Source organism: Bacillus sp. YH3-2-B2, from assembly GCF_053663335.1.
On sequence record NZ_JBSJQE010000002.1, the window covers coordinates 94,115 to 120,096 of the forward strand.

The window sequence follows — 25,982 nt, forward strand, 5'->3', positions numbered from 1 at the left end:
ACAACGTGAAAAAAATCATTTGGATACCCTTAGTGATCATCGCCGCCGCGGTCTTATGCTTCTTCTTTTTCCGCACGGAAGATCCTGCGGAGGTTGCGAGAGACACATTAAATGACCCTGATTTTCTGAAAGATAAAGAGGCGCTGCTGTATTTCTCCACTGCCGCTGACCAAGATACGTTCGGCGGCGGAAAAAGCTATGCCCTCTTCGCCGATGAAAAAGGACGGCTCTCTTCTTATCAAATGAAGGGGCTTGAGCTCGGATCGGCCAAAGTGCATGACGAAAGCGTCCTGCTGGAGGACAAAAAAGGAATCTACACCGTTCAGGACGGCCTTCACACGTATAAAAGAGCGTACCAGCATACGGGAGACAGCGCGGGATATATCGAACGGATGAAAGGCTTTTACACGCTGTATAATTCGGGCTACGACAAGAGCGGCGGCAGCTATCGCTCAGAGCTGTACCGCCAGATGGACGGCAGGTGGAAGCAAAACGTCATCCCGCACTATATCCGCGCTTCAGGCTTTTTTAAAGATCATCTTTTCGCACTCACGCCGACAGATGACGAAAAAGGCTATCACGTCCAAGACATTCAAGCCGATAAAGAAAAGCTCCATACAACATCAATCGCGACATGGACGTATAAAGAAGGCACGTCTGTCGAATCCCAGCTCGCCGCGGACGACAGCGCCGTCTGCTTTGTTACCAGAGGAGAAAAAGCCGATCACATCTATCAAATGGTGAAAGTCATGAAAAACAGCGGCGCCATCAAAACGTATGACATCGCCGCTTATAAAAATGACGAACAGACGATCTATGACTCCATGCCGTTCAGCTTCAAAAAAAGCTTTTTCATGGAGCATCGCAGCTTCTATTTCGTTGACGGCTTCGGAACCGTCTACCGCATCAACCCTGAGACCGGAAAAAGCAAAAAGGCCTTCACCCTCCCCGCATCAGGAATGAAGGCCGACTTCAAAGAACTGACCCATCAAAACGGAAAGCTGTATCTGTTCACGTACAGCTACAAAAAGCCCGCCAAAATCGAATCCTTCGACCTGAAAACGGGCAAAAAACTGAACGACCTGACCATCCCAAACTTAAAAAACATCGTCACGCCGAAAAGCCATCTCAAGCTGTATGATGTGCAGGTGATGGATGGGTTTGAGAAGGAAAAGCAGTCATCATAATGAAAACACAAACTTTGGATTATATAAACAAAAAAACCTTTTATTGGTTTACTTGTAATCGTTTGAGGATATAGAGTAGTAGACTGAATAAAAGGAGGATATATAGTGAAAAAACGTTTCAAATGGTTTGTGGGAGTAGTTATTTTTGTTTTTATGTTCAGTTTTTCAGGTGTGACAGAAGCTATTAGTACAAAGACAATAAAAGATGAAATCACATGCCCTGTCTGTGATAAAACGATTAAGTCTGAAGGAAGTAAAAAAGACAGACAAAAAGCTTTGGATATCGTCAAAGACAGAGATGATTTGGATATGGATAAAACAGAAGTCTTTGTTACTGTTTTAAATAATAAAGATCATAAGATTGCATTGGTTCATTATGAAGATCAACAAAATCATTCATTTGCGCAGAGGTATATTAATTTAAACACTGAGCAAATCGTTTTATCAGTAGAGGGTAAAGGAAAATGGGACAAAGAAAAAAAAGAAGGAAACTTCAAATTAAGAGTTGGAGATAAAGAAATTATTAATGAAGATTTTAATCAAGATGGATTAAAAGGCAAGGGGAATAATGCTTTATTGAACTCTGTCAAAAAAGCATCTCCGACAAAATCAAAATTGGAGTCCTGTAACGATTTAGTCACAAAAATGCTGGGGCTGGGATCTAGTATTGCTTGCGCAGGTGCTTGTATGGCTGTCGGAGGTGCTGTCGGCGCAGTAGTGTGCTCGCCCTTATGTTTAGCAATTGAAAATGGAGTTGGCGAAGCAGGTGCTAAAGAAATTTGTGAACAATTCTTTGGTTGAAATATGCAGATTTGAAAAGAGCTTGCCGCTTTTGGTAAGCTTTTTATAATGAAACGTTACTGCAAGAAAGAAGGTGTTCATATGAAATCATTCAGTATCTTCTTATTGTTGTCCGTCATTTGTATAACCATTGTTTTTGTCATAATGAATATGTTGATTGGATACCCTGATGTGAGTAACGGGGCATTGATTATGATTGTATATATCGTTGTGACCCTCTTGATAAGGCTATATAACAAGAAAAAAGCCGACCGAACATAGAGATAGAGGAATTTAGGAGGGAGCCGATGAAGAAAAAGCTTGCCGCGGTGGCCGTAACCATTCTCCTGGTTTCCGTGATAACCAACTCTTTTTTAAACGGCGGAAAGCCGGACTGGATTGATGTATGCTGTACGCTGCTGGCGTGTCTATTAGGAATTCTGTTCGTCCTTCGCTTAGAAAAAAGAGAAAACACGTAAAGAGCCGGATGCTGAAAACACCGGCTCTTTTTGCGCGTGATTTGCCGAATTGTGGATAAAACTCAGCCCGAAGCACTACTAACATGTGTATAAATAGGTTATATTGAAAAGAGAACAATTGCCGCGTGCAAAAGAAAACCGGAGGACGTAACGATGAAAACCGCTTATTATTCTTGTGAAGAACATATCGAAACCGTGCTGGACATGTACATAGATGATCATGAGCTTCCGCCCGAAATCAGAAAAATCGAACATACTAACAGTTTATCCACAGCCTGTGAATTATGTGGGGACACTGCAACATATCTAGTAGGGAACGAATGATCCTACACAAAATACAGAAAAGATATCCACAATTGTGGACAATATATATGAATAACTTGTTTCTAAAGTGGGGATGACCTGTGAATATCAATATTGTGACAATCGGAAAACTAAAAGAAAAATACCTTAAGCAAGGCATTGAAGAATACAAAAAACGACTCTCAGCCTACGCAAAAATCGACATCATCGAACTCCCGGACGAAAAAGCTCCGGAAAACCTGAGCGACCAAGACATGAAAATCGTCAAAGACAAAGAAGGCGAACGCATCCTGGCCAAAATCAGCCCGGACACCCACGTCATCGCCCTCGCCATCGAAGGAAAAATGAAAACATCCGAAGAACTGGCCGATACAATAGATAAGCTGGCGACTTATGGAAAAAGCAAAATCACCTTCGTCATCGGCGGCTCACTCGGCCTAAGCGACGCCGTCATGAAGCGCGCAGACGACAAACTGTCATTCTCAAAAATGACATTTCCTCATCAGCTCATGCGTCTGATTTTAGTGGAGCAAATTTATCGGGCGTTTCGGATTAATCGTGGGGAGCCTTATCATAAGTGAGAATGGTTTTGATTGTCAAATGAAATAGTTTAACACATGTGTTAAACTATATATATTTAACCATTAATGGGAAATAATATTATACTGTAGAATGGTGGAACACAAATGGTAAATGAGCTATATAGTAACATGGGTTTTTTATCTCATCCATTTTCTAGATATTCAGCAGAAGAAGAGGAAGAATATTTGAAGAAAATATTTAATAAACCGAATTATTTTTCTGCGCTATATGGAGATATTAAAGATGGAAATAGTAGGTTTATTTATGGCGAAAGAGGGATTGGAAAAACAGCTTTAGTATATAGTTTAAAAGATGAACTTGAAACAAATCAGTATTTTGTTGTGAATAATGAAAGTTATGATGGAATTGCTTTGATAAACAATAATGCAGATTTAATAAAAGAAGTATTACGACGAAGTGTTACGTTATATAGTATAGGACTTGAGAAAAATAGGCATTTATTAAAAAATCTAAATAAACATGAAAAAGAGAAACTTTCTTTTTTTATTGAATATTTTTTCACTTCTTTAAGTACTTCTGAATATGAAGAGATATATAATAAAGCTACTCGATATAAAACAAAAAATTTCATTAAAAATATTTTTAATACATTTCTTTTAAAGCCAACAAATATAGCTATATCAGGAATCTCGGACATTGCAAGTACAACAATAAGCAAATCACTTGGTCTGTCAACAAGCCCGGCCGATGATATTTATAGAAGTTATGTACCAGAAATACAAACCGTCAAGGTAACAAAAAGTCAAAAGGATTTGAGTAACTTTAAATATGAAGATTTAAAGAGAATGCTAAAAGACTTTTTTCAAATAGTAAAAAATAGTGGATTCAAAAATTCGGTTATATTTTTTGATAAAATTGATGAATTTTCTAGATTACAAGGTAATGTCAACAAAATTTCTGACTTTATACAAGGGTTAGTTGTTGATACAGACCTTTTGCAAATGAAAGGAATTTCTTTTGTGTTTTTGATTTGGAATAAGGTTAAAGGAGAGTTGAACGCGTCTGGTGGTAGATATGATAAATTTAAACCACAAGATATAAATTGGACTAAGGAACAGTTGAGAGAAATTTTAAATAAAAGAATTAGTCATTTTTCAAATGGTAAAGTTCTAATAGATAATTTATTTGAAGATGTAACGCAAATTAATGAATTGTTAGAGCTATCTAATAAATCACCAAGACATTTAATAGTGTTATTTTCCCGAATTTATGACGAACAGAGCAAAGAAAATACAAATGTAGCTGTATTTTCGAAAGAAAGTGTATCAAGAGGAATTGAAACTTTTATTCGTTATTTTGATTATCACTCGTTACATCCAGGAAAACCTCATACCCAAAATTACATTAAAAAAGTTGTAAATAGAATATTAAGAATGGGTAAAATTCAGTTTGAAGTTAAGGATATAGTAAGTGTGTTCAAGGTATCTAATGAAAAAGCAAATACTTATATTCAAGCAATGAAAAACTATGCTTTGATTAAAGATATCGATAGGATAAATGGTAAATTTAAAAGGTATGAAGTGAGTGATCCTAAATTAATCTACGCTATACAACATAATATACAAAAAATAAATGAGGATTAACTCTTCAATCTATAGATTATTATGGAAAATCATATTGGGAAAGAGATGAAAAAAAGCCACCGAAAATTATTCTTTACTTAATACATTATTTGTACTAATTTGTTTAAAGTGAAATACTTAAAATGCCTAGCCGTTAGAAAGTGTGATTAGTATGAATTATATGTATCTGAACAAATTTTTCAGCAAAAAAAACTTAAAAGATTTTATTTTTAACAATAACTTCAATCCTGAGTTATTTAAAAATGAGCTATCAAAAAATTACAACATATTAGAAAAAGAATATAGAAATGAATTTTTTTTTAAAAGCACATTGTTCAATAAGTATGTTTTGGGTAAATACAGTCTGAGTACTACTGCTGCATTAAGTGAAATTGTCATAGAAAGTTCAAAAGCTGATTTAGCAATAATAAATCATCAAAAAGGTACAGTGTATGAGATTAAAACTGATCTTGATAATCTTGATAGGCTTAAAGACCAATTAGATAATTATTACAATGTGTTTAGTGAAGTATATGTAGTTACTTCAGAAAAAAACTACTATCCTGTATATAGATATATAAAGGAATTCAAATCTTCGGTTGGCATTATAGTTCTTACAAAAAAAGTTAATCTTAGTTTAAAAAAACATGCCACCAAAGATTGTAGTAATTTAAACCACGAAAGTTTATTTAAGTTATTGAGGAAAAAAGAATATGAAGAATTATTAATTTCTAAATTTGGACATTTACCCCAGGTAAAGCCTGTACATTACTTCAAAAATTGTTTAGAATTATTTAAAAATATAGATGTTGAAGAAGCGCAAAAATTAGTTTTTATTAAATTGAGGGAAAGGATGGATATAAATGATAAAGAAAAATTTATGAGATTGCCTATACCTATTAGGTGGATTGTATATAGAAGTAATTTCACGGATAGGGAATTAAATGAAATATATGCAAGACTAAAATAGTTTAGGGGGATAATTTATGTACTTTCCATTTATTAGAGGGAGACAATATGACTTATTAGCTCTTAGGGAATTAAAGGGTGAGGATCGTTTAAGTAAAAAAATAATACCTATAATCGAACCAATCAAATTAAACTCCACTCTTTTATCAACAATAGGTATATTTGAAGAAAATGAAAGTGACTTAATTTTGATTTCTAATCCTAAAGTGGGGTCACTAAATGGAGAATTATCTTTACCTAGTACTTATCAACAGTATTCTGAAATAATGCAAAAAAAATGTGTAAGGATCGGACATCATATAAGTAAAAACTCCCCTTCTGAATTAAAGACTCTCATACAAGAATTCAATGTTACTTTAAAAGATTTAACAATAATTCATTCTGAAAAGAAAAATCTGAGATTTTATAAAGAGATTTTTGATGATTCAAAACCTTGGATAAATGTCATTCCTTCAGATACTTCTTTCAGAAGACAACTAAATGGTCAACGTCTAGTAGGTTTAACCGATCCATTTAATAAATTACCGAGAAATTCAGACTATCTAAAATTAGAAGGTGATTATGAAGTTTTTTCGGAAGAACATCTTTATTTTAATGATGAAGGTTATATTGGATTTTCTGATTATTCTATAGTTGGTCAAGAGTACAATGAAAGTGGTTTTGCCCCGTACGCAGTTGCTATTCATGTGGTTTATCCAAATTCTGATAATCACTTAGAAATAAAACATTTTGTTTCAAATTCTAATAAAGATATTAGTGACCCGGCAGGGAAGTTCTCTGAAGCACTAGAAAAATTAATAAAATGGTACCGATCTTACTCAAGTGATCAGAGAATGAACACTTTAGCTATGAAATGTTTTACAGATCATTATAATAATGGTACATACCCTGGTCTTCCTACTTTAAAAAAGTTATCAATTATGCATCACTTGGAGCTAATAGGAAATTTACTAGACTAGGAGGAAGGGAATGGTGAATTGTTGTGAGAAGTGTTTTATTTCTAAAGAGATCAAAAGTATTGTAATAAGTTATGCTAATATAGGGAACTGTGATTTTTGTAACAGTAATCATGTTCATGTTTATAACTTAAAAAAAGATGACGGATTAGGGGAGCTCTTCAATAATATTCTTAATATTTTTAAGTTAGGTTCTGATTTGATTTCCGATGGGTACCCCCCTTATAGGTTAATCAGTATAAAGGATGAATTTGAGAAAAAGTGGAAAATTTTTAATAGGCTTAATGGAAATCAAATTTACTTTTTTTTAGAAACGCTTCTAAAAGAAAAATATGCCGATAAAATCCCGTTTATAAATAACCAAGTAGGAATCGTAGAATGGATGAATGAGAATTACCTTAATGAGAACTCTGTGTTGAAAGGATCCTCATGGAAGGAATTTGTTGACTATATAAAACATGAAAATAGGTTCCATGCAAACCATATAAATAAAGAAATATTAAAAGATTATTTGAAAAAAATTACATCAACTATAGAGGATGATTTGTTTTTTAGGGCAAGAGTTTCCAATGAGCAAGAGTTAAGGAAAGAAGACATGGGAGCCCCTCCTCCAAAATATGCAACATCAGGACGCGCTAACTCCGAAGGGATAAGTCATTTATATCTTGGGAGTGATACAAATACAGTTGTAAGTGAAATTAGGCCTCGTCTAAGTGACACAATTTATATTGGGAGATTTCCTATTAGGGAAAAACTAAAAGTGATAGATTTTAGATTGCTAAAAGGTTTAGATGTATTTGAATTTAATGACCCCACAAGGTTCGCTATTAATCTGGAAATATTCAACGAAATGAGTAAAGATATATCTAAACCTGTAAGAAGTGGAGATAGTAAGTTAGACTATTTACCGACTCAATATATTGTTGATTATATTAAGAGTTTAAGTGAAACTGAATCAGATGAGTACAATTACGATGGTATTGTTTTTGATAGTACATTAAGTAATACTGGTTATAATTTAATGATATTTGATCCAGATACATTAAATTGCACTAATGTTGAACAACGCACAATACAATCTTTAAATTATAACCATGTACCGTGTTCTTAGCCCAAAGGAAATTTTAAGTTTCATTAAAGATCAACTACATTTGGAAAAATCACTATATAAATAAACCTACCTAAAAAGTCGCCAAACGACAATCAGTCAGAGTAACGACTTTTGTTTTATTTTAATTGCAGAAAAATCAATTAAAATTATGCTTACTCTGTACAATACTGTTGTTTTAATTTGCTATAGTGATTAATCTTTTATTCTAAATATTTAAAGAATGTTAATATAAACTACAGTTACTGACATAACATCTTTGTGTAAAGTTCTCTCTCGAAGCATTTACTTAATCAAATGATTACTAATTTGATAGAGCGAAAATTTTTTATATGCATTTTCAACAGTACAGATCTAGCATTAAATACTTCGGTTTACTCATTATCTAACCTACCTCCTCTTACAGAAACAATTAGAAAAAACAATCATTAATTCTCCATCCTTCCCGTATTGATAAAGATTGAAATGAGAAACATTACTTTATTCGCCATCATGGCTTTGTTTAATAGGATTTTTGAAGCATATTTTAACCATTTGTGTATTAAGCCAGTTTGACAAAAATAGTTCAGGGTTTGGTTTTTCTTGGCGTCTTTGATCAAGGTATTTATTATATAGTGAATAAAACACAAAAAAACCAGATTCCAATACAAATCTGGTTTCCCACAGCTATTGAAAGCAACCTACTGTTGCTTCTCTTTCACCATCTTTATAAAGAGAAAGAAGACAATGAATACGATAAAATAATTCAATGGATTCTTAACGATGCTTATCTCCAGTGAAATCTGTAAGAGTATCCAGAGAATGAAGATGGCTAGTATTGAAGGGATGATGATTTTGTACATGTCGACCACCTTCCATAGTTAGTAAAAGAAAGGGGCGCGGGCCCCTTTTTCTTCATGGTTAAAAGCAAGATGCGGCAGCTCCTGTCATTGCACCGCCAACAGCGCCCGTAATTGCTCCGACGGCACCCGCTCCTACTGTTCCGATGCCGGGTATTGTGACTGTTCCCACAGCAGCTCCGGCAAGACCCAGTGTGCCGCCGCCAGTTACCGCACCGCCGCCAGTACCTAGAATACATTTCCCGACTGATTGGGTGCTGATAGAACCGCTCGTTTTTCCAGAGTCTTTGTTCACGACTTTAACTAAAACGCCATTTTTGATTTTTTCGTATTTCAGTTTAACGGGGTCACCATTTTTGTCAGCAGAGCTTTTCGGAAGAGCCTGCTCCTCACCCGTTATGTTGTCTTTTAGGATTGCATTGCCTTTAGCGTCAATATGAACATCTGCATGATTGAACGTCATCTTCAGCTCACTGTCGTTGAGGTTTTCAACTTTGTATGTAGCTTGGGATTCTGCGGCAGCCGCAGCATGGGGTAAAACCGGGAGGGCAAAGGCACCTGCTAGGAATACCAAGGCTGCCAGTTTCACTGCGGCTAGCTTCATTTTGCTTTGCATAATTGATCCTCCTCCTTTGGTTGCCATACTAACAAAGGCATTCTGCTTGTTAAACCCTTACCATATAAAATGATAAAAAATTCACCCAATTTCATCACATTAACCAACAAGGTTTGTATGTTTCCCTTCGAAAGTCATAGGAGAGCAGGGTTCATATCTGATGCGAAGTTATCAAGGAGGATAGAAACTGTAAAGAAGAGCTCAGAGAAGCACCTTTTATTGCAAACAACAGCTTTTTCCGCATTTCCCATACAACAGTATAAATCCCTCTCCGTCACGGAAACCTAGTGGAAAAGGTTTCTGAAAGGAGGGGGACATGATGAAAAGTGAAAAAATTCAAAACAAAACATCTTTGGTTTGGAAGATGGCGATTGCCTCTGCGGTTGCTTGGGAAGCGGCAAAACTGGCGGGCTCTGATCATCCCTATTTAGCGCCTCTGTCTGTTATCTTATGTTTGCAGCCAACGATAGATCAGTCGATTCGTTTTTCTTTTCATCGTATTGCGGGAACTGCGATTGGGATCATGCTAACGTCCTTTCTTGTCAGTCACTTGCCAATGAATGGCTGGATGCTGGGGCTGTTCCTATTAGGCGGTACTTACATTGCGAAGTGGTTGCGAATAGATGTAACGGTTTTACATCAGGTAGCGCTCACCATTTTATTGGTCTTTACGTTTGAACGAAACTCTAAAGATTATGCATTCGACCGAATCATCGATACGGTGATCGGCGTCATCATCGCGATTCTGATTCACATGTTCCTGTTTCCGCCGGACTACACAAAAAAGGCAGCGGACTCTTTTCAAACATTGGCCCGTCAGCTTTCCGACGCACTTTCAGACCTTTCCAAATGGGTGCAATCAGAGTGGGGACAAGGAAAAGGGAACCTTATGGAATATAAAATGAACCATCTTCTGCAGGAGCTGCATACGGCAAAAGAGATGCTGCAAACAGCCTCTGACAGCTTAAAATTCAACCCCGTCAGAAAAAAACATAAAAATATCATTTCAAGCTATCAAATAGAGATGCAAAAGTTGAACGCCGGATTTGAGTATCTGTCAAATATAGTGAAAACGTTAAAAGAATGGGAAAAAGAAGGAGCTTTATCTTCAAGTGATAAAAGGGAGCTGGGGAATGATTTACAAGTGTTAAGTGAATACTTTTCGGGTTTTAAAGGCATACAGCAGGGTGAAACAGACAATCGGAAACAGAAGGAACAGAACGTGTTATTGGAATCTCTCCGCTCCGACATGCTGTCGCACCCGCCGCCCGGTCATAGGGTCTATAAAGACTCTTTTTTTTTAGAAACGAAGAAATTGCTGAAGCGTTTGTAATGTTTTCTGGAAAAAAAGAATACGGATATACAGATGCAGATATGATCAGGTAAAAGCGGGGGACATGAGATGGATGATATACACCGGATTTTGGATGTCATCGCTAATTCTAAGAAAGCTAAGGTACTGGCTACCATCATTAAAACAGAGGGGTCCGCTTATAAGAAAGAAGGGGCTTCGATGTTGATTTTAGGGGATAAAACAAGAGTCGGCATGTTATCCGCCGGTTGTCTGGAAGAAGATCTCGTTGAAAGGGCAGAGCAGGTCTGGTCTGCGGGAGAGCCGTTGATTGTCCGCTTTGATATGAGTGCGGAAGACGATTTATCCTGGGGACAGGGCGTTGGCTGTAATGGTGTTTTGACGGTGTTGCTTGAGCCTGTAAAAGAGGAATTGGAACGACATCTGATGACAGTCAAGACATGCTTAGATGAAAAAAAGTCTGTGACCCGACTGAAACGATTCACTGAAACGTTAGAGCCGAAGGAAGATCTGTATATCGCTGAAGACGGCAGCGTGTTTGGAACCGGGGATGTGATGGAACCGGGGTGTATTCAACAACTGAGACAGACGGAAAAGGGAATCAAAAGGGATGAACATACATCTGATTTGTTTTTTATCCATCAGATGGTGCCAAAACCTTGTTTATACGTCTTCGGAGCAGGAGAAGATGCGAGGCCGTTAGTTTCGTTGGCGGCTCGTGCGGGCTTTCATGTGACGGTGATTGACTGGCGTCCCGCCTTATGTCATCACGGCCATTTTCCTGAAGCCGGCCATTTGATAACGGGAGCGCCGGAAGAAGTCATGGAAGGCCTGAGCATGACAAAAAGGGATTTTGTTGTCATTATGACGCACAGCTTTCAAAAAGATCAGATCATTTTACATACAATAAAAAACGAAAATGTGTTTTATAAAGGCGTTTTAGGCCCCAGAAGGCGCACGGAGCGGCTGTTAGGCGGGGCAGAGATTCCGGCAGATATTCATTCTCCTATCGGCCTTCCCATCGGGGCACAAGGCCCTGAAGAGATTGCTGTAAGTATCGTCGGCGAGCTGATTAAAGAAATGCGAAAACAAAGGTCCCGCTTATGAAAACAGCAGCCATTTACCTGGCAGCCGGTACAAGCAGACGCATGGGGACGGATAAGCGAAGTTTAGTTCTCAATGGCGTCTCCCTCGGAAGTATGACGCTTAAACATGCCTTGTTATCTGAATTAGATCATATTTTCGTTATTACGAGAAAGGGAGATTCACTGCATTGGCTTTCGGATGTTTTCTTTTTATCCCCTATGTCAAACAAGTGGAGCCAGGCAGAATGTGAGCAGGCGGGTAAGGGCCAAGGCCATTCTATACAATGCGGTGTAAAAAAAGCGGCAGCGTACGAGGCTGACGCCGTTATCATTCTCCTTGCAGATCAGCCGTTTGTCACCGCAGATATCATCAATACGTTAATTGATTCCTATCAAAAAGAGCGCCGTTATTCATTTATCGCCGCTGAAAATCAGCATCTTCCTATGCCCCCCATTTTATTCTCCAATCAATGTTTTCCGGTATTGCATCAGTTAAAGGGAGATCGGGGCGCCCGGCATGTCATCCGTGAAAGTATGATCAATATGGGAAAAATGATCAGCTTTCAAGACCCTTTGCTTTTTTATGACGTCGATACAGTTGAAGATTATAGGCTGCTGCTGAATAAATTCGGGGAGTGAATGAGTTGGAGTATATCGGGAAGAGTATCATTCGGAAAGAGGCCCTTGAAAAAGTGACGGGTAAAGCGAAATATACGGATGATTTTCAAGAAACAGGGACGTTGCACGCAAAAATGCTGACCAGTCCATATGCTCATGCCGATATTGTGTTGATGGACTTTTCAGAAGCTTGGAAGATTCCCGGCGTGAGAGCGATATTGGGGGATGAACCTTTTCCGCTTGCAGGTGAAGAAATTAAAGACAGATCGCCGATTGCTTATAAAAGGGTCAGGTACCATGGTGAGCCGGTTGCTGTTGTTGTTGCGGAAAATCCGATTACAGCTAAAAAGGCCGCGGATGCCATCAAAGTATCCTATAAACCTCTTCCCGTCGTCAATTCCCCCCGTGAGGCTTTCCAAAAGGATGCGCCGCTCGTCCATGAACATGCGGACCGCTATGAGAAGACAAAAGGTGTATTCCCGGTTCCGAAGACAAATATCGCAAACCTGGATAAGGTTAGAAAAGGAAATATTGAAGACGGGTTTAGGGAAAGTGATGTGACAGCAGACTTCCAGATTTCCTTTAACCCTTCTGATCACGCTGCGATGGAGACAAGATGCTCGATCGCTGAAATTCGGGCAGATGAGGAGATTATCATTACCACATCCTCTCAAGCTCCTTTTGCCATTAAAAAATTAATGCAGTGGTACTTTGGGATTGAACCCGGAAAGGTTATCGTCAAAACCCCTTTAGTAGGAGGGGCGTACGGGGGAAAAGCAGCCGTTCAGTTAGAGGTCATTGCCTATTTGGCATCAAAAGCAGTCGGAGGCCGGCCCGTCAAATTATTTAATACGAGAGAAGAGGATATGATCACATCTCCTGGTCACATAGGATTGGATGCCATTGTCAAATTAGGGGCCACAAAGGATGGAATTTTAAAGGCGGCAGACATTCAGCTTTTATTTGATGGCGGAGCATACTCTGATAAAGGAGTGGACATCAGCCGGGCTGCGGTGGTTGATTGTACGGGTCCGTACGCTATCGACCATATATCGTGTGATTCATATTGTATGTATACGAATCATCCATATCCCAGTGCATTCAGAGGCTACAGCCATGCTGAAGTGTTATTTGCCTTTGAGCGGACGATGGATGTATTGGCGGAAAAGCTGAACATGGACCCGTTAGAACTTCGCTATAAAAATGCCATTCGCCCCGGTGACACCACACCGACTCAAGTTCTTCTCAATTCAAGCACGGTCGGAAATGTACCGAAATGTATTGAAAGATTGAAGGAATTAATGAATTGGGACGAGGGACAGCGAATTGAAATCGACGGCCGGAAGATACGGGCGAAGGGAATCAGCTGCATTTGGAAAACCTCAACATTTGATACAAATGCAACATCCGGGGTGATTTTAACCTTTAATCCTGATGGAAGCATTAATTTGATGTCAGGGGTAGTGGAAATTGGAACAGGGACAAAAACAGTGCTAGCCCAAATCTTAGCGGAACGAATGAAAATGGATATCAGTCAAATTCACGTAAAAATGCTTGTGGACACACAAACAACTCCCGAGCATTGGAAAACCGTGGGGAGCAGAGGGACGTTAATGGCCGGAAGAGCCGTACTGAATGCAGCGGAAGAAGCCATTCGAAAGCTGAAGGACGCGGCATCATGTGTGTTGCGGGTTCCTGTCGAGGAATTGGAAGTGGCCGACGGAAAGGTTTATTTTATAGATCATCCTTCTGTACATGTTGACATAAAAGACATTGCTTACGGATATACATTTCCGAATGGAAATACCATTGGCGGCCAAATCATTGCGAGCGGCAATTACACATTAACCCGGATGACGAATTTAGACCGGGAAACGGGAAGAGGAAAGCCGGGACCCGAGTGGGCTGTCGGTGCTCAGGGAATTGAAGTTGAGTTGGATAAACGGGATTATACGTATCGAATTACAAAAGCCTATTCTGTTGTGGATATAGGAACTGTACTGAATGAAAAAGCGGCAAGGGGTCAAGTGATGGGGGGGATGAGTATGGGAATCGCATTTGGAGGAAGAGAAACCTTTGTATTTGATCCGTATGGCAGAGTATTAAATCCTCAGCTTAGAACATACCGCCCCCTTCACTATGGAGAGCAGCCTGAATATATCATTGAATTTGTTGAAACCCCGCATGAGATTGCGCCTTATGGAGCGCGCGGCGGCGGGGAACACGGACTGTTGGGGATGCCGGCCGCATTGGGAAATTGCCTGTCCGCCGCTTTAGGTGTCCAATTGAATCAACTTCCTCTCATTCCCGAACAACTATGGAGAACGCAAGAGGGGTGGAAAGATGATACCGTTTGATTTCGACTATTTTAAACCGAAGACCATTCAAGAAACAACCCGCCTGTTTCACTCGCTTGCGGCCGAAAAGAAAACACCAATGTATTATTCCGGCGGCACGGAAATTATCACGTTAGGAAGGCTGAATATCATCTATACGGATGCGGTGATAGATATGAACGCGCTTCCGGAATTTCACGCCATCCGTTTTTATGAACGTTATCTGGTGATCGGAGCGGGCGTGTCATTAACGAAACTGGAGGAAGAAAATCCATTTCCGCTTTTAAGTAAAACGGTAAGTGAAATTGCGGATCGGACGACTCGAAATAAGATCAGCCTGGGCGGAAACATTTGCGGGGGCATCTATTACCGTGAGGCCGTGCTGCCGTTGCTGATTTCTGATAGTTTGCTAGGGATTGCAGGGAGAGCGGGGATTCATTACCGTCCCATAAATAAAGTATTTAACAAGGAAATACAATTGCAAAAAGGTGATTTTTTATTTCATATCGTTGTCGATCGAGCGTATGTTGACCTGCCGTTTGTCAGTATCAAAAGAAGACAGCAGTGGAATGTCGGATATCCATTGGTGACAGTCTGTGCGCTGAAAAAAGATGATGAGATCAGAATGGCCTTCAGCGGCGTATGTCCATTTCCGTTTCGTTCTGCTGAAATGGAGGCTGTGCTTAATGATCAAAGTTATTCATTAGAAGATAGAGCGCGCAGGTCTTTACAGTATGTACCCAAACCCGTTCTTGATGATGCGGAAGGCTCAAGTGAATACCGAATATTTGTCTTGCAACATACAATTTTAGATGCCTTACAGGAATTAGAAGGAGGTCCAAATGTCTGATCCTATTACGTTGAAAGTAAATGGCGAGGAAAGACAGATGACGGTCAGACCGGCTGATACTTTGTTATTTGCTCTTCGTCTTCGTCTCGGATTAACTGGTGCAAAACCGGGCTGCTTAAATGGGGATTGCGGCGCCTGTACGGTGTTAATGGACGGGGTGCCGATGAAGTCTTGCTTAATGCTTGCGGCAGAAGGGGAAGGAAAGGACATTACGACAATTGAAGGACTGATCAATACGCCGATTCAAAAGGCTTTTATTGAAAAATTCGCGTTTCAATGCGGTTATTGCACACCGGGTTTTCTCATGAATTGTCATGCTTTAGTGAATACTGAGCCGAATGCAAGTGATGACACGATAAAAAATTGGCTGGAGTCCAATATTTGCAGATGTACGGGTTACAGGGAGATTGAAGAAGCGGTTAAATCCGTTTTACATACAGGGAAAGGGACTTCTTAGTTCGCAACCGTAAAAAAAGAGCCCAGAGAATCATCTCTGAACTCCATATTCTTCACTTCATATACCGATACTCCCGCAGTTTCTCCAAAATCGCCACTTCTTTCAGCAGTTCTTCACCGACGTTTGTTTCTTTCACTTTCTTTCGCTCCAGCTCTTTGTCGACTAATCGTTTCACTGTTAAGACGTCGGTTCCGGTGTTCAGCACTTCGGCCTTGGAGTTAAAGTGTTTATGGGCGACGAGCTGCATGCCGTAGGAGTTGTATAAGAGCGTGTAGCCGGCGATGCCTGTTGTGGATTGGTAGGCTTTGGAGAAGCCGCCGTCGATGACGATCATTTTTCCGTTTGCCTTGATCGGATCTTCGCCTTCGATTTCTTTTACCGGTGTATGGCCGTTGATGATATGGCCGTGATCCGGATTGAGGCCGAATTCCTTCAGGATGTTTCGGCAGGTTGCCTCGTCTTCACGCAAATAGTAATACGGGTTTTTCTTTTCTTTATGCGTTTCCTTCTCTTTAATGAAATACCTCTCAAAGGTTGTCATGGCCCGTTTTCCGAAGAGGGAGGAGTATTCGCCTGTCCATAAGTACCACGTCATATCTGTCGCCAGATCATCGGTTTCTTCCGGATGGGCAAACGCTTCACGTAAGAACCGTTCAAATACATCGAGCAGCTCACGGCCCGCATAAGCTTTATCCTCTATCATCATCGTTTCCATGCTGCCGTTTTCATCGACGGGAATACAGCCGTGAATCAACAGGTTGCCGTTATATTTCAGATACAGGCTGCCTTTTTTCATCATAAAATTCATATGGCGGCCCAGCTTTTCGGAGTGCTGGACAGAAAACAGCAGCTTGTCCATGACTTCTGCTTCTTCTTCTAGCAGCTCGTCAGGCTGTTTAGGATTCACCGTCGCAAAGCAGGTGTTTTCCAGTTGATATGTTTTTCCGTTCAGCGTGATTTCATTGCGGTCATAATCAATCTTTTCCAGTAACAGCCGTTCTTCCATATTAAAGTTCGGCCGTCTCTTAATAATCGGGCTCTCAAGCTTGAATTGGATCATCGCGATCGCCTGATGAATTTTTGTGATTTGTTTAATCTCATCTTCCGGTCTGTTTTCGTCCGCTTTCGGGCGGAAAGCCGGGTTATCATCGTAATATTTTTCGGCAAGGTTCAATAGCGGTCTCAGATTGATGCCGTAAACGTCTTCAATAATATCCAGATTGTCATAGCGGGCACAGATGCGGATAATATTTGCCAGGCATACTTTTGAGCCGGAATAAGCGCCTATCCAGAGAACATCATGATTCCCCCATTGAATATCCACTGAATGATAGTTGATCAGTTCTTCCATGATTTTATCCGGCTGCGGTCCGCGGTCGTAAATATCGCCGACAACATGCAGATGGTCGACCACCAATCGCTGCGTGCTGTAGGCAAGACCGGTGATCAGCTTATCGGCCTGGCCGAGCGCAATGATCTGTTCTATGATTTCGGAGTAGTATTGTTCCTTGTTGGCGGCTTGTTCTGTTTTGTACAGCAGCTCTTCGGAAATATAAGCAAATTGGGCGGGCAGTGCTTTGCGCAATTTGGAGCGGGTGTACTTGGAAGAACAATAAGAAACGAGCTTAATCATCCGATGAATCGTTTCTTTATACCACTCGTTTAATGCCTCTTTCGTATCAAAGTTATGTTTGATCAGCTTCAGTTTGTCTTCCGGGTAATAGACCAAAGCCGCCAGTTCATCAATTTCTCTATCGTAAATGACGCCGCTGAAAATATCGCGGATCTTCTCTTTTACTCTTCCTGAACCGTTCCGCAGCACGTGCTGGAATGCCTGATACTCCCCGTGCAGATCACTGACGAAATGCTCGGTTCCTTTCGGCAGGTTCAGTATCGCTTTCAGATTAATGATTTCCGTGACCACTTTTTCTTCACAATCGTATTTTTGTGCGAGCAGATCTAAATATTTGGTTTCCAATCTCGTCCATCCCCTTTTTATTTACGAGCAATTGTATGGTAAGGCGAATTTAAAGTGTGACATAATGTTTACATCATTAGACCTTATATGATAGTACCGCATAACGCCTTTTTGAGACAATGAAAACGGAAAATACGGCGCTTCAGGCATCGAAAATTGGACCGGGATAACGCCGTGAGCACATCCCCCTATTGACAATGAATTCAACTTCCATTAAAATAAAAAGTTAGCTGATAGTTATTTCTATCGGAAACTTAATACGTAGCAGGCTATGATTGCTGTGGGTCGCACTACAGCAGGAGCGGCTTCTGGAGAGACCGCGGGTTTTCCGCGGCGCCGAAGGGTTCACAATCTCAGGCAAAAGGACAGAAGAGTACCGAATATGTATTTGTCATGCTGTTGATTGTCAGCGGCGCAAATATAATTTGATATTCTTATGACCATGAGATTGGAGGGCATCCAATCTCTTTTTTTATTGGCTTTTTTTGCTCGTCGTTCACTAGAGAGGTAAGGAGGAGTCAGATGTGGAGCAGCGAGAGCTAAAGAGGGACTTATCGAATCGGCACGTGCAACTGATCGCCATTGGCGGCACGATCGGCACCGGATTGTTTTTAGGGTCCGGTAAGGCGATTCAGCTGGCGGGTCCTTCTATCATCTTTGCGTATTTTATTGTAGGTATTGCGCTTTTTTTCGTCATGCGGGCGCTGGGAGAACTGCTGTTATCTAAAGCGGGGTACCAATCATTAACGGATATAGCCGAGGCGTATTTAGGGCCGCGTGCAGCGTTTGTCACCGGCTGGACTTATTGGTTTTGCTGGATTATGACGGCTATGGCGGATGTGATCGCCGTCGGTGTGTATGTGAAATATTGGTTTGATATTCCGCAGTGGATTCCGGCACTTATCTGTTTGCTCATTTTATTAGGGCTTAATCTGTTAACGGTTAAGATTTTTGGAGAATTGGAGTTTTGGTTCGCCTTAATTAAGGTAGTCACGATTCTCGCGTTAATTGTCATCGGGGTGGTTCTGCTGGTGATTGGGTTCAAAACGCATACCGGAACGGTTTCAGCGGCGAATCTGTGGGAGCACGGCGGCTTGTTTCCGAACGGATTTTCAGGCTTTTTGCTTTCGTTCCAGATGGTGATCTTCGCCTATGTCGGTGTGGAGTTAGTGGGTGTGTCAGCGGCGGAAACGTCAAATCCGAAAAAAAATATTCCGTCCGCTATCAATAAAATTCCTTTACGGATTTTATTTTTCTACGTCGGGGCATTGATCATTCTTTTATGTATTAATCCGTGGATGCAGCTGAATGCAACGGAAAGTCCATTTGTAAAGACCTTCAGTCTGGTCGGCATTCCGTTGGCCGCGGGAATTATTAATTTTGTCGTATTAACGTCTGCCGCTTCTGCTTGTAACAGCGGGATGTTTTCAACAAGCCGGATTTTGTATAACTTAAGCAAAACGAAACAGGCGCCGGCAAGTTTTGCGAAGCTGAATAAAAATCATGTGCCGAGCCGCGCATTATGGATATCGGTTATTGTGCTGTCAGCTGGCGCTCTTTTAAGCAAATTGATACCGGAAGCGGCCTTTGGCATCGTGACCACCATCAGCGCGATTTGTTTCATTTGGGTGTGGGGCGTGATTCTTGTCTGTCATATCAGATACAGGAAAACCCGTCCGGACTTACACGCAAGCTCGTCTTTCAAGGCGCCGTTTGCACCGTTTATCAATTACGCCGTGCTGTCGCTGTTTGCCGTCATTCTGGTGATTATGCTGTTTGCGGATGCGACGCGCCCGGCTTTGCTGCTGACGCCGCTGTGGTTTATTGGATTATTTCTCATCTATCGGGCGAGAGGGAGAAAGACAGATTGAATGGCTTCAGACGGTGTACTGCCATGCAGTATGCCGTTTTTTGTTTTGATTGGAAAGCAAGAATATTTGTTAGAAATCAGGCTATAATGATTGTATAATTTAAAAAAAGTGTATAATTTTAAATTAAGCGAGGTGATGATATGAAGTATGAGAAGTTATCTAAGCTTTTTTATAAAATGGATGCTGATTCATATGAGAAAGAATTTAAAAAGAGAACAAGCAGCTATGGCAGTTATTCAACATCATTAAACATACGGGGGTTCCGAAAAGGCCGACCCACGGACGATTCATTTGAGCTATTCTATGTAAATACACATAGTCTCATGAAGCTGAATAATGAAGTGTTGTTAAACAGTTCCAAAATTTCATCCCTTATCAGTCAGCTCCCCGAATTTGCCGTCAAACCTTATTTTGATAAATTAATTATTAATGAAGCACAGAGTAATAATGAAATTGAAGGAATTCGCAGTACAAAAAAAGAATTGAAAGAGGCTCTTAAAGCGTTAGAACAATCCGAGCCCTCACATAAGCGGTTTGTCGGATTGATGAAAACATATCAATTTATAGACCGAATTCCGTCGTTTACAAGCATTCATGACTTTAGGGAATTATACGACGAGCTGGTCGCAGATGAAATCGGAGCAGAAGATGCGCCGGATGGTGAGCTGTTCAGAAAAGGCTATGTTGAAGTGAACGATGGGAACATGACCACCCATATCGGCGTCAATTCTGAACAGAAGATCACAGAAGCGCTTGAGGCTTTAATTGCTTATCTTCATGATGAAACACATCCTCAGCTGTATCGTTACATGACAGCTCATTACTACTATGAATACATTCATCCTTTTTATGACGGCAATGGAAGAACAGGACGCCTTATCGTTGGGAGTTATTTGTCCCAATATTTAGAAAAATATTCAGCCATCACTTTTTCTTACGCAGTTAATAAGAACAAAGATAAGTATTATAAGGCATTAGAGGAAATTCCCGCACCTTTAAACCGGGGAGAGCTGACTTTTTATTTAATGGATATGCTGGAATTGCTTCTGTCAGGACAAAAAGGGATTATTGAGGATCTTGAATTTAATTTAATGAAACTGAAACGAATTAGGAACTATATTGATAGCGATCAATGGGCTGATTATAAAGATGAACGTGATATTTTTAATATCATTATCACGATTAATGTATTTGTAAATGATCAGGTTACGCTGTCGGTGCAAGATTTAATGGAGCTCTCAAATAAATCGAGACATAAAATTAACAGAGTAATGGATTATTTAGAACAGCAAGGATTTGTTGAGCTCGTAAGCAGAAGGCCAAAATCTTATAAAATCAGCGAGGATTGTTTAGAGGAGATACTGCCTTCTTAATTCATATTTAAAAAAGCCGCCATATGAATGGCGGCTTTCACATTAATTCCGGATCAAATAATCAAATGCGCCTAAAGCGGCAGTTGCACCTGATCCCATAGAGATAATGATTTGGTTGTACGGGCCGTCTGTGCAGTCCCCTGCGGCAAATAGGCCGGGAACGCTTGTCGCGCCGCTCTTATCGACGATGATTTCGCCGATGCGGTTGCGTTCGACGGTTTCGTCTAACCATTCTGTATTAGGCACGAGACCGATTTGGACGAATACACCTTGGAGTTCAACGTGTTTTTCTTCGCCTGTTTCACGGTCAACGAACGTAATGCCGTTTACGTTTTGGTCGCCTGTGATTTCTTTCGTTTGTGCATTTTTGTGCACAGTGACGTTTGGCAGGCTGTAAAGACGTTTTTGCAGGACTTCGTCTGCTTTCAGTTCAGGCGCGAATTCCAGCACAGTCACGTGATTGACGATACCTGCAAGGTCAATCGCCGCTTCGATTCCGGAGTTTCCGCCGCCGATAACGGCTACGTCTTTGCCTTCAAATAAAGGTCCGTCACAGTGCGGACAGTATGCAACACCTTTGTTTTTGAACTCTTGCTCACCAGGTACGTTGACATTGCGCCAGCGGGCACCTGTTGAAAGGATCACTGTTTTACTTTTCAGTACAGCGCCGTTTTCAAGTTCAAGTTCGAAGAGGTCTTTTTTCTCAAGGCGTTTCGCGCGCTGAAGGTTCATGACGTCAATATCATAATCTTTCACGTGCTCTTCAAGGCTTGCAGCGAGCTTCGGTCCTTCAGTCGCTTTGACGCTGATGAAGTTTTCGATGCTCATGGTGTCGAGTACCTGGCCGCCGAAGCGTTCAGCGACGACACCGGTGCGGATGCCTTTACGCGCCGTGTAGATCGCCGCGCTTGCGCCGGCAGGTCCGCCGCCGACAACAAGAACGTCAAACGGCTCTTTGTCGGCAAACTCAGACGCATCTGCGCCGCTGCCCATTTTCGCGAGAATCTCTTCGATGGTCATACGGCCGCTGCCGAAAGATTCATCGTTTAAGAAAACAGTCGGAACAGCCATGATGTTTTTGCTTTCTACTTCTTCTTTGAATGCCGCGCCGTCAATCATTGTATGTGTGATATTCGGGTTGAGCACGCTCATCATGTTTAATGCTTGGACGACATCAGGGCAGTTGTGGCACGTCAGGCTGATATAAGACTCAAAGCGGTATTCTCCGCTGATGTTCTTAATCTGGTCAATGACCTTTTGATCAGCCTTAGGAGCTCTGCCGCTGACTTGAAGCAATGCCAGCACTAATGATGTAAATTCGTGGCCGAGAGGAACACCGGCGAATGTAACGCCTGTGTCTTCTCCGGTACGATTAACGCTGAAGCTCGGTGTTCTGTTTAATTCAGTTTTTTCAACTGAAATTTTAGATGACATGGAAGCCAGTTCGTCAACGAGAGCCAGCATGTCCTTAGAAATGTCATCGTCACCGGCGCTTACTTTGAGAACAATGTCGTTCTCAATTAGCTGCATGTATTGATTTAATTGTGCTTTGATATTTGCATCAAGTACCAATGGAATGCACTCCTTAGATTTTACCTACCAAATCAAGGCTAGGTGTAAGTGTTTCGCCGCCTTCTTCCCATTTAGCCGGGCAGACTTCACCTGGGTTTTGACGAACGTATTGAGCTGCTTTTACTTTGTTTACTAGGTTGCTTGCGTCACGGCCGATACCGCCTGCATTGATTTCAACTGTTTGGATAACGCCATCAGGATCGATGATGAATGTTCCGCGGTCAGCAAGACCAGTTTCTTCGTCAAGAACGTCGAAGTTGCGGGAGATCGTTTGAGATGGGTCACCGATCATTGCGTAAGTGATTTTGCCGATTTTTTCAGAGCTGTCATGCCAGCCTTTGTGTACGAAGTGAGTATCTGTAGAAACAGAGTATACTTCAACACCTAATTCTTTCAGTGCAGCGTATTGTCCTTGAAGATCTTCAAGTTCAGTCGGGCAAACGAAAGAGAAATCCGCTGGGTAGAAGCAGAAAACGCTCCATTGACCTTTCAAATCTTCGTTTGTTACATCGATGAATTCACCGTTTTTGAAAGCTTTTGCTTCGAATGGCAGTACTTCTTTTCCGATTAAAGACATAATATCTTCCTCCTGAAATGTGATTTGAAATATATTAAAAAGACAAAGCATTCACTTTATCTTTCAATAATAATTCTAATTATATATAGATTATTAAATAACATTTATTTTTTGTCAAGCTATATGGGGTATTATTTTCTGCTTTTTTTGCTTTAGACATTTAATAACGCCTGGTATAAGCGGTTTGGCGCTGCTTGTCATGTGTAGCGCCGGGCGAAAGGGGGATTCTCAATTGGTGCAGAATAATATCAAGAATCCACCCTCTATATGGTAGTATAAACCAAAGAGGGGACGGTCATGCAAATAAAGTAACTTTGTTCAGGCACACTTTTATGAACGGGCGTTAGGTTTTAAAAAAATGATCAGTCCGGTGTCCAGAATTTAAAGTATATATTTGCGGATGTTCTTATACTAGCCTTACTCATATATCATCATGAGTGATTTTCTGAAAGAGATTTTAGGTGTGAAATGAAGATGGTTTTACGCAGGGGTGTTAGGGACGCAAAAATAATATAAATATCAAGCCAGTTTTAACAAAGACGTTAAATAGGAGTGTAGAAGTTGACCATACCAGGATATCAAGAATTTATGTACCCTTTTTTAAAGATTCTTTCAGATAAAAAGGAGCACAGATTACAAGAATTATACGTGAAATTAGCAAAAGAGTTAAACCTGTCAGAGGAAGATGCAGAAAAATTATTACCCAGCGGAAACCAAAAAGTACTTCATAATCGAATCGGTTGGGTAAGAACTTATTTAAGTAAAGCCGGTTTAATCGACATTGTCAGACGGGGTGTTTTTCAGATCACCAGCGAAGGCTTAGAAATCATTAATGACCCGAGTGTCGCTAGTATAGATAATAGATTTCTAATGAAGTATAAGAGCTTTCAGAGATTCAAACAGACGGGTAAAGACAGCAATCAACAGGAAAGTGAGCCGGCGGTTACTTCAGAGCCCAGAACTCCCAATGAAATCATTGAACATAATTATAATGCTGTTAAAAATGAGATTAAAGAAGAGTTACTGAACCAAATATACAAATGTTCTCCTGCTTTTTTTGAAAAACTAGTCGTAGAATTGCTTGTTGCTCTTGGATATGGCGGTTCGTTAACAGATGCAGGCACGGCTATAGGGAGATCTGGAGATGGCGGCATAGATGGAGTTATAAAAGAAGACATTTTAGGGCTGGATATGATTTATCTTCAAGCCAAGAGGTGGAAAGATTCTGTTTCAAGGCCGGAAATACAAAAATTTGCGGGCAGCCTGGATGGGAAAAAAGCGAAAAAGGGTGTGTTTATTACTACATCTGTATTTACTGATGGCGCAAAAGAATATGTTAAAGTGATCGATAAAAAAATTATATTAATTGATGGAGAGAGGCTAACTGATTTGATGTTCAACTATAATGTCGGCGTTAGTTTAGAGAATACTTTTGTTATCAAGAGAGTTGACCTGGATTATTTTGAAGAGTGATTAAAAAGAGGTGCTGTTAAAAACAGCACCTCTTTTTCGGGAAAAAATGGATAATCATCTTTACAATGCTATTTTCGAAACCGATAATAAAAAGACAGTTTAAGTAGCGGTAAATCATTCAAACATAATAAAAAAGGGTGATCAAAAATGGAAGTTAGAAAAACAAAGTTCAATTATTTATACATTGTTTGGTCTGGGCTGACAGTTTTGATTTCAATTATGATCTTCAGAAAATTATTTCCTTTGGCACTTTTTCCAACGGTTCTTCTTTTTTTATCCGTTTACGGATTGTTATTCTTTATGAATTATGGACTTTTTGGGGATTGGAGAAATAGAATCAGGGCTGGGTTAAGGCGCCCGGCAACCATTGGAGAAAAGGAGTACCTTGAAAGGTTAAACGATGAAGTTTTTGTAAGCGTACAAAGACATTACCCTCATGTGAAAAAAGCGGATCTTTTTTTAATAGATGATGAGGGTATTAATGCATTTGCACTGGGGTTTAAAACGATAGGACTGACTTCGGCGGCTATGAGAAATTTAAGTGATGGTGAGCTAAAAGCGGTACTGGCCCATGAGTATGCGCATCTTGCTTTTAAAGACACATTACACCTTGTGATGTTTAATTCCAGTTTTACTATTTTGAGTATCGCACTGTTGCCGCTGTATGTGATGGGATTCTTTATATGTTTTATTCTGGGGTGTATTGAAGGGCTTCTGAACGGCGGATCAAATCCTTCTGTGTCTGGGGGATTATTAAACATATTCTTCAGGCTGGTCGGATGGTGTTACATAACGTACTGCCGTTTGGGGTTTTATTTTGTGAATATCGGAAGCAGAGATTTTGAATATCGGGCAGATGAAGTAGCAGCGAAAGCGGGTTTCGGAGATGAGCTGTTAGAATTTTTCTATCGGCTTGAACGTGAAAATATTGACGTTCGAAAAGGTTTTATCGCTTTATTAGCTTCAACTCATCCCTATACTGCTTACCGAATTGAGAATATTGAATCATTTCTGAACGGAGTCAGACAAGAATATTGATGTATTCATTGTCTTTATAAAGTTAACTGCCATTTGAATA

At 40.4% G+C, this 25,982-nt stretch carries 24 protein-coding genes and 1 riboswitch; of the genes, 19 read left to right on the forward strand and 5 right to left on the reverse strand.

Features of this window, described 5'->3' with window-relative positions; translation table 11 throughout:
* Positions 1 to 5: 5 nt before the first annotated feature.
* The 9 genes from ACWJJX_RS05405 (at position 6) to ACWJJX_RS05445 (ending at position 7,950) form a co-directional block, all read left to right on the forward strand.
* Complete coding sequence (locus ACWJJX_RS05405; RefSeq protein WP_369614507.1) at positions 6 to 1,187, forward strand: hypothetical protein; 1,182 nt, start codon at positions 6 to 8, stop codon at positions 1,185 to 1,187.
* A gap of 105 nt (positions 1,188 to 1,292) precedes the next feature.
* Positions 1,293 to 1,988 (forward strand): hypothetical protein, encoded by a 696-nt coding sequence (locus tag ACWJJX_RS05410; protein WP_052586950.1) that lies wholly within the window; start codon positions 1,293 to 1,295, stop codon positions 1,986 to 1,988.
* 287 nt (positions 1,989 to 2,275) lie between these two features.
* Complete coding sequence (locus tag ACWJJX_RS05415) at positions 2,276 to 2,446, forward strand: hypothetical protein (protein ID WP_236837206.1); 171 nt, start codon at positions 2,276 to 2,278, stop codon at positions 2,444 to 2,446.
* A 153-nt stretch (positions 2,447 to 2,599) separates the two neighbouring features.
* Positions 2,600 to 2,770, forward strand: a complete 171-nt coding sequence (locus ACWJJX_RS05420; RefSeq protein WP_004393147.1) for a CxxH/CxxC protein — start codon at positions 2,600 to 2,602, stop codon at positions 2,768 to 2,770.
* 80 nt (positions 2,771 to 2,850) lie between these two features.
* Entirely contained in the window at positions 2,851 to 3,330 is a 480-nt protein-coding gene (rlmH, locus tag ACWJJX_RS05425) for a 23S rRNA (pseudouridine(1915)-N(3))-methyltransferase RlmH (protein WP_013354196.1), read from the forward strand.
* A gap of 105 nt (positions 3,331 to 3,435) precedes the next feature.
* Complete coding sequence (locus tag ACWJJX_RS05430; RefSeq protein WP_202735196.1) at positions 3,436 to 4,935, forward strand: ATP-binding protein; 1,500 nt, start codon at positions 3,436 to 3,438, stop codon at positions 4,933 to 4,935.
* Positions 4,936 to 5,086: 151 nt separating this feature from the next.
* Positions 5,087 to 5,884, forward strand: a complete 798-nt coding sequence (locus ACWJJX_RS05435; protein WP_202735195.1) for a sce7726 family protein — start codon at positions 5,087 to 5,089, stop codon at positions 5,882 to 5,884.
* 16 nt (positions 5,885 to 5,900) lie between these two features.
* Positions 5,901 to 6,842 (forward strand): sce7725 family protein, encoded by a 942-nt coding sequence (locus tag ACWJJX_RS05440; protein WP_266138733.1) that lies wholly within the window; start codon positions 5,901 to 5,903, stop codon positions 6,840 to 6,842.
* Positions 6,843 to 6,852: 10 nt separating this feature from the next.
* Positions 6,853 to 7,950 (forward strand): RES family NAD+ phosphorylase, encoded by a 1,098-nt coding sequence (locus ACWJJX_RS05445; RefSeq protein ID WP_202735193.1) that lies wholly within the window; start codon positions 6,853 to 6,855, stop codon positions 7,948 to 7,950.
* 677 nt (positions 7,951 to 8,627) lie between these two features.
* Here the strand turns inward: ACWJJX_RS05445 and ACWJJX_RS05450 are convergent.
* Both ACWJJX_RS05450 and ACWJJX_RS05455 read right to left on the reverse strand, forming a co-directional pair.
* Positions 8,628 to 8,789 (reverse strand): hypothetical protein, encoded by a 162-nt coding sequence (locus tag ACWJJX_RS05450; RefSeq protein WP_004393168.1) that lies wholly within the window; start codon positions 8,787 to 8,789, stop codon positions 8,628 to 8,630.
* A 58-nt stretch (positions 8,790 to 8,847) separates the two neighbouring features.
* A complete protein-coding gene (locus ACWJJX_RS05455; RefSeq protein ID WP_229154641.1) occupies positions 8,848 to 9,402 on the reverse strand; it encodes a Pathogenicity island protein in 555 nt (184 codons plus the stop codon).
* 316 nt (positions 9,403 to 9,718) lie between these two features.
* On the opposite strand from ACWJJX_RS05455, the gene ACWJJX_RS05460 reads away from it, so the two are divergent.
* The 6 genes from ACWJJX_RS05460 to ACWJJX_RS05485 all read left to right on the forward strand — a co-directional run bounded on the left by ACWJJX_RS05460 (position 9,719) and on the right by ACWJJX_RS05485 (position 16,060).
* On the forward strand, positions 9,719 to 10,735 hold the full coding sequence (locus tag ACWJJX_RS05460) for an FUSC family protein (protein WP_454022802.1): 1,017 nt from the start codon (positions 9,719 to 9,721) through the stop codon (positions 10,733 to 10,735).
* A 69-nt stretch (positions 10,736 to 10,804) separates the two neighbouring features.
* Positions 10,805 to 11,821, forward strand: a complete 1,017-nt coding sequence (locus ACWJJX_RS05465) for an XdhC family protein (RefSeq protein ID WP_454022803.1) — start codon at positions 10,805 to 10,807, stop codon at positions 11,819 to 11,821.
* Positions 11,818 to 12,438, forward strand: coding sequence for an NTP transferase domain-containing protein (locus tag ACWJJX_RS05470; RefSeq protein ID WP_454022804.1), 621 nt, complete (start codon positions 11,818 to 11,820; stop codon positions 12,436 to 12,438). Before ACWJJX_RS05465 ends, ACWJJX_RS05470 begins: the two co-directional genes overlap by 4 nt.
* A 5-nt stretch (positions 12,439 to 12,443) precedes the next feature.
* Positions 12,444 to 14,774 carry a xanthine dehydrogenase family protein molybdopterin-binding subunit gene (locus ACWJJX_RS05475; protein WP_454022805.1) on the forward strand — a complete coding sequence of 777 codons (2,331 nt, stop codon included), beginning with the start codon at positions 12,444 to 12,446 and terminating at the stop codon, positions 14,772 to 14,774.
* Positions 14,761 to 15,603 (forward strand): FAD binding domain-containing protein, encoded by an 843-nt coding sequence (locus ACWJJX_RS05480; protein ID WP_454022806.1) that lies wholly within the window; start codon positions 14,761 to 14,763, stop codon positions 15,601 to 15,603. The genes ACWJJX_RS05475 and ACWJJX_RS05480 overlap by 14 nt, the downstream gene beginning before the upstream one ends.
* The gene (locus ACWJJX_RS05485) at positions 15,596 to 16,060 is read left to right on the forward strand and encodes a (2Fe-2S)-binding protein (protein WP_070082639.1); all 465 of its coding nucleotides are present in this window, start codon (positions 15,596 to 15,598) and stop codon (positions 16,058 to 16,060) included. Before ACWJJX_RS05480 ends, ACWJJX_RS05485 begins: the two co-directional genes overlap by 8 nt.
* Before the next feature lie 52 nt (positions 16,061 to 16,112).
* Here ACWJJX_RS05485 and fbp read toward each other — a convergent pair whose 3' ends face one another.
* Entirely contained in the window at positions 16,113 to 18,038 is a 1,926-nt protein-coding gene (fbp, locus tag ACWJJX_RS05490; protein WP_454021351.1) for a fructose-1,6-bisphosphatase, read from the reverse strand.
* 298 nt (positions 18,039 to 18,336) lie between these two features.
* A riboswitch (glycine riboswitch) is annotated at positions 18,337 to 18,417 on the forward strand.
* A gap of 145 nt (positions 18,418 to 18,562) precedes the next feature.
* On the opposite strand from fbp, the gene ACWJJX_RS05495 reads away from it, so the two are divergent.
* Positions 18,563 to 19,909 (forward strand): amino acid permease, encoded by a 1,347-nt coding sequence (locus tag ACWJJX_RS05495; protein WP_165409164.1) that lies wholly within the window; start codon positions 18,563 to 18,565, stop codon positions 19,907 to 19,909.
* 140 nt (positions 19,910 to 20,049) lie between these two features.
* Positions 20,050 to 21,282: a Fic family protein gene (locus ACWJJX_RS05500; protein WP_070082636.1), complete on the forward strand. Its 1,233-nt coding sequence runs from the start codon at positions 20,050 to 20,052 to the stop codon at positions 21,280 to 21,282.
* A 42-nt stretch (positions 21,283 to 21,324) separates the two neighbouring features.
* On the opposite strand, the gene ahpF is transcribed toward ACWJJX_RS05500, so the two are convergent.
* Both ahpF and ahpC read right to left on the reverse strand, forming a co-directional pair.
* On the reverse strand, positions 21,325 to 22,854 hold the full coding sequence (gene ahpF, locus ACWJJX_RS05505; RefSeq protein ID WP_173612891.1) for an alkyl hydroperoxide reductase subunit F: 1,530 nt from the start codon (positions 22,852 to 22,854) through the stop codon (positions 21,325 to 21,327).
* 13 nt (positions 22,855 to 22,867) lie between these two features.
* Positions 22,868 to 23,431: an alkyl hydroperoxide reductase subunit C gene (ahpC, locus tag ACWJJX_RS05510; RefSeq protein WP_004393188.1), complete on the reverse strand. Its 564-nt coding sequence runs from the start codon at positions 23,429 to 23,431 to the stop codon at positions 22,868 to 22,870.
* A 561-nt stretch (positions 23,432 to 23,992) separates the two neighbouring features.
* Here ahpC and ACWJJX_RS05515 point away from each other — a divergent pair.
* Together ACWJJX_RS05515 and ACWJJX_RS05520 are read left to right on the forward strand one after the other, a co-directional pair.
* Positions 23,993 to 24,904: a restriction endonuclease gene (locus ACWJJX_RS05515; protein ID WP_077723081.1), complete on the forward strand. Its 912-nt coding sequence runs from the start codon at positions 23,993 to 23,995 to the stop codon at positions 24,902 to 24,904.
* 147 nt (positions 24,905 to 25,051) lie between these two features.
* On the forward strand, positions 25,052 to 25,942 hold the full coding sequence (locus ACWJJX_RS05520) for a M48 family metalloprotease (protein WP_102422105.1): 891 nt from the start codon (positions 25,052 to 25,054) through the stop codon (positions 25,940 to 25,942).
* Positions 25,943 to 25,982: the final 40 nt, after the last annotated feature.

Excerpts from the sequence above, each read along its gene's own strand:
- ACWJJX_RS05520 (WP_102422105.1), top strand. The coding sequence starts at position 25,052 with ATGGAAGTTAGAAAAACAAAGTTCAATTATTTATACATTGTTTGGTCT.
- ACWJJX_RS05435 (WP_202735195.1), top strand. The coding sequence starts at position 5,087 with ATGAATTATATGTATCTGAACAAATTTTTCAGCAAAAAAAACTTAAAA.
- ACWJJX_RS05460 (WP_454022802.1), top strand. The coding sequence starts at position 9,719 with ATGATGAAAAGTGAAAAAATTCAAAACAAAACATCTTTGGTTTGGAAG.
- ACWJJX_RS05420 (WP_004393147.1), top strand. The coding sequence starts at position 2,600 with ATGAAAACCGCTTATTATTCTTGTGAAGAACATATCGAAACCGTGCTG.
- ACWJJX_RS05470 (WP_454022804.1), top strand. The coding sequence starts at position 11,818 with ATGAAAACAGCAGCCATTTACCTGGCAGCCGGTACAAGCAGACGCATG.
- ACWJJX_RS05480 (WP_454022806.1), top strand. The coding sequence starts at position 14,761 with ATGATACCGTTTGATTTCGACTATTTTAAACCGAAGACCATTCAAGAA.
- ACWJJX_RS05450 (WP_004393168.1), bottom strand. The coding sequence starts at position 8,789 with ATGTACAAAATCATCATCCCTTCAATACTAGCCATCTTCATTCTCTGG.
- ACWJJX_RS05455 (WP_229154641.1), bottom strand. The coding sequence starts at position 9,402 with ATGCAAAGCAAAATGAAGCTAGCCGCAGTGAAACTGGCAGCCTTGGTA.
- ACWJJX_RS05415 (WP_236837206.1), top strand. The coding sequence starts at position 2,276 with ATGAAGAAAAAGCTTGCCGCGGTGGCCGTAACCATTCTCCTGGTTTCC.
- ACWJJX_RS05485 (WP_070082639.1), top strand. The coding sequence starts at position 15,596 with ATGTCTGATCCTATTACGTTGAAAGTAAATGGCGAGGAAAGACAGATG.
- ACWJJX_RS05465 (WP_454022803.1), top strand. The coding sequence starts at position 10,805 with ATGGATGATATACACCGGATTTTGGATGTCATCGCTAATTCTAAGAAA.
- ACWJJX_RS05500 (WP_070082636.1), top strand. The coding sequence starts at position 20,050 with ATGAAGTATGAGAAGTTATCTAAGCTTTTTTATAAAATGGATGCTGAT.
- ACWJJX_RS05445 (WP_202735193.1), top strand. The coding sequence starts at position 6,853 with ATGGTGAATTGTTGTGAGAAGTGTTTTATTTCTAAAGAGATCAAAAGT.
- ACWJJX_RS05440 (WP_266138733.1), top strand. The coding sequence starts at position 5,901 with ATGTACTTTCCATTTATTAGAGGGAGACAATATGACTTATTAGCTCTT.
- ahpC (WP_004393188.1), bottom strand. The coding sequence starts at position 23,431 with ATGTCTTTAATCGGAAAAGAAGTACTGCCATTCGAAGCAAAAGCTTTC.
- ACWJJX_RS05430 (WP_202735196.1), top strand. The coding sequence starts at position 3,436 with ATGGTAAATGAGCTATATAGTAACATGGGTTTTTTATCTCATCCATTT.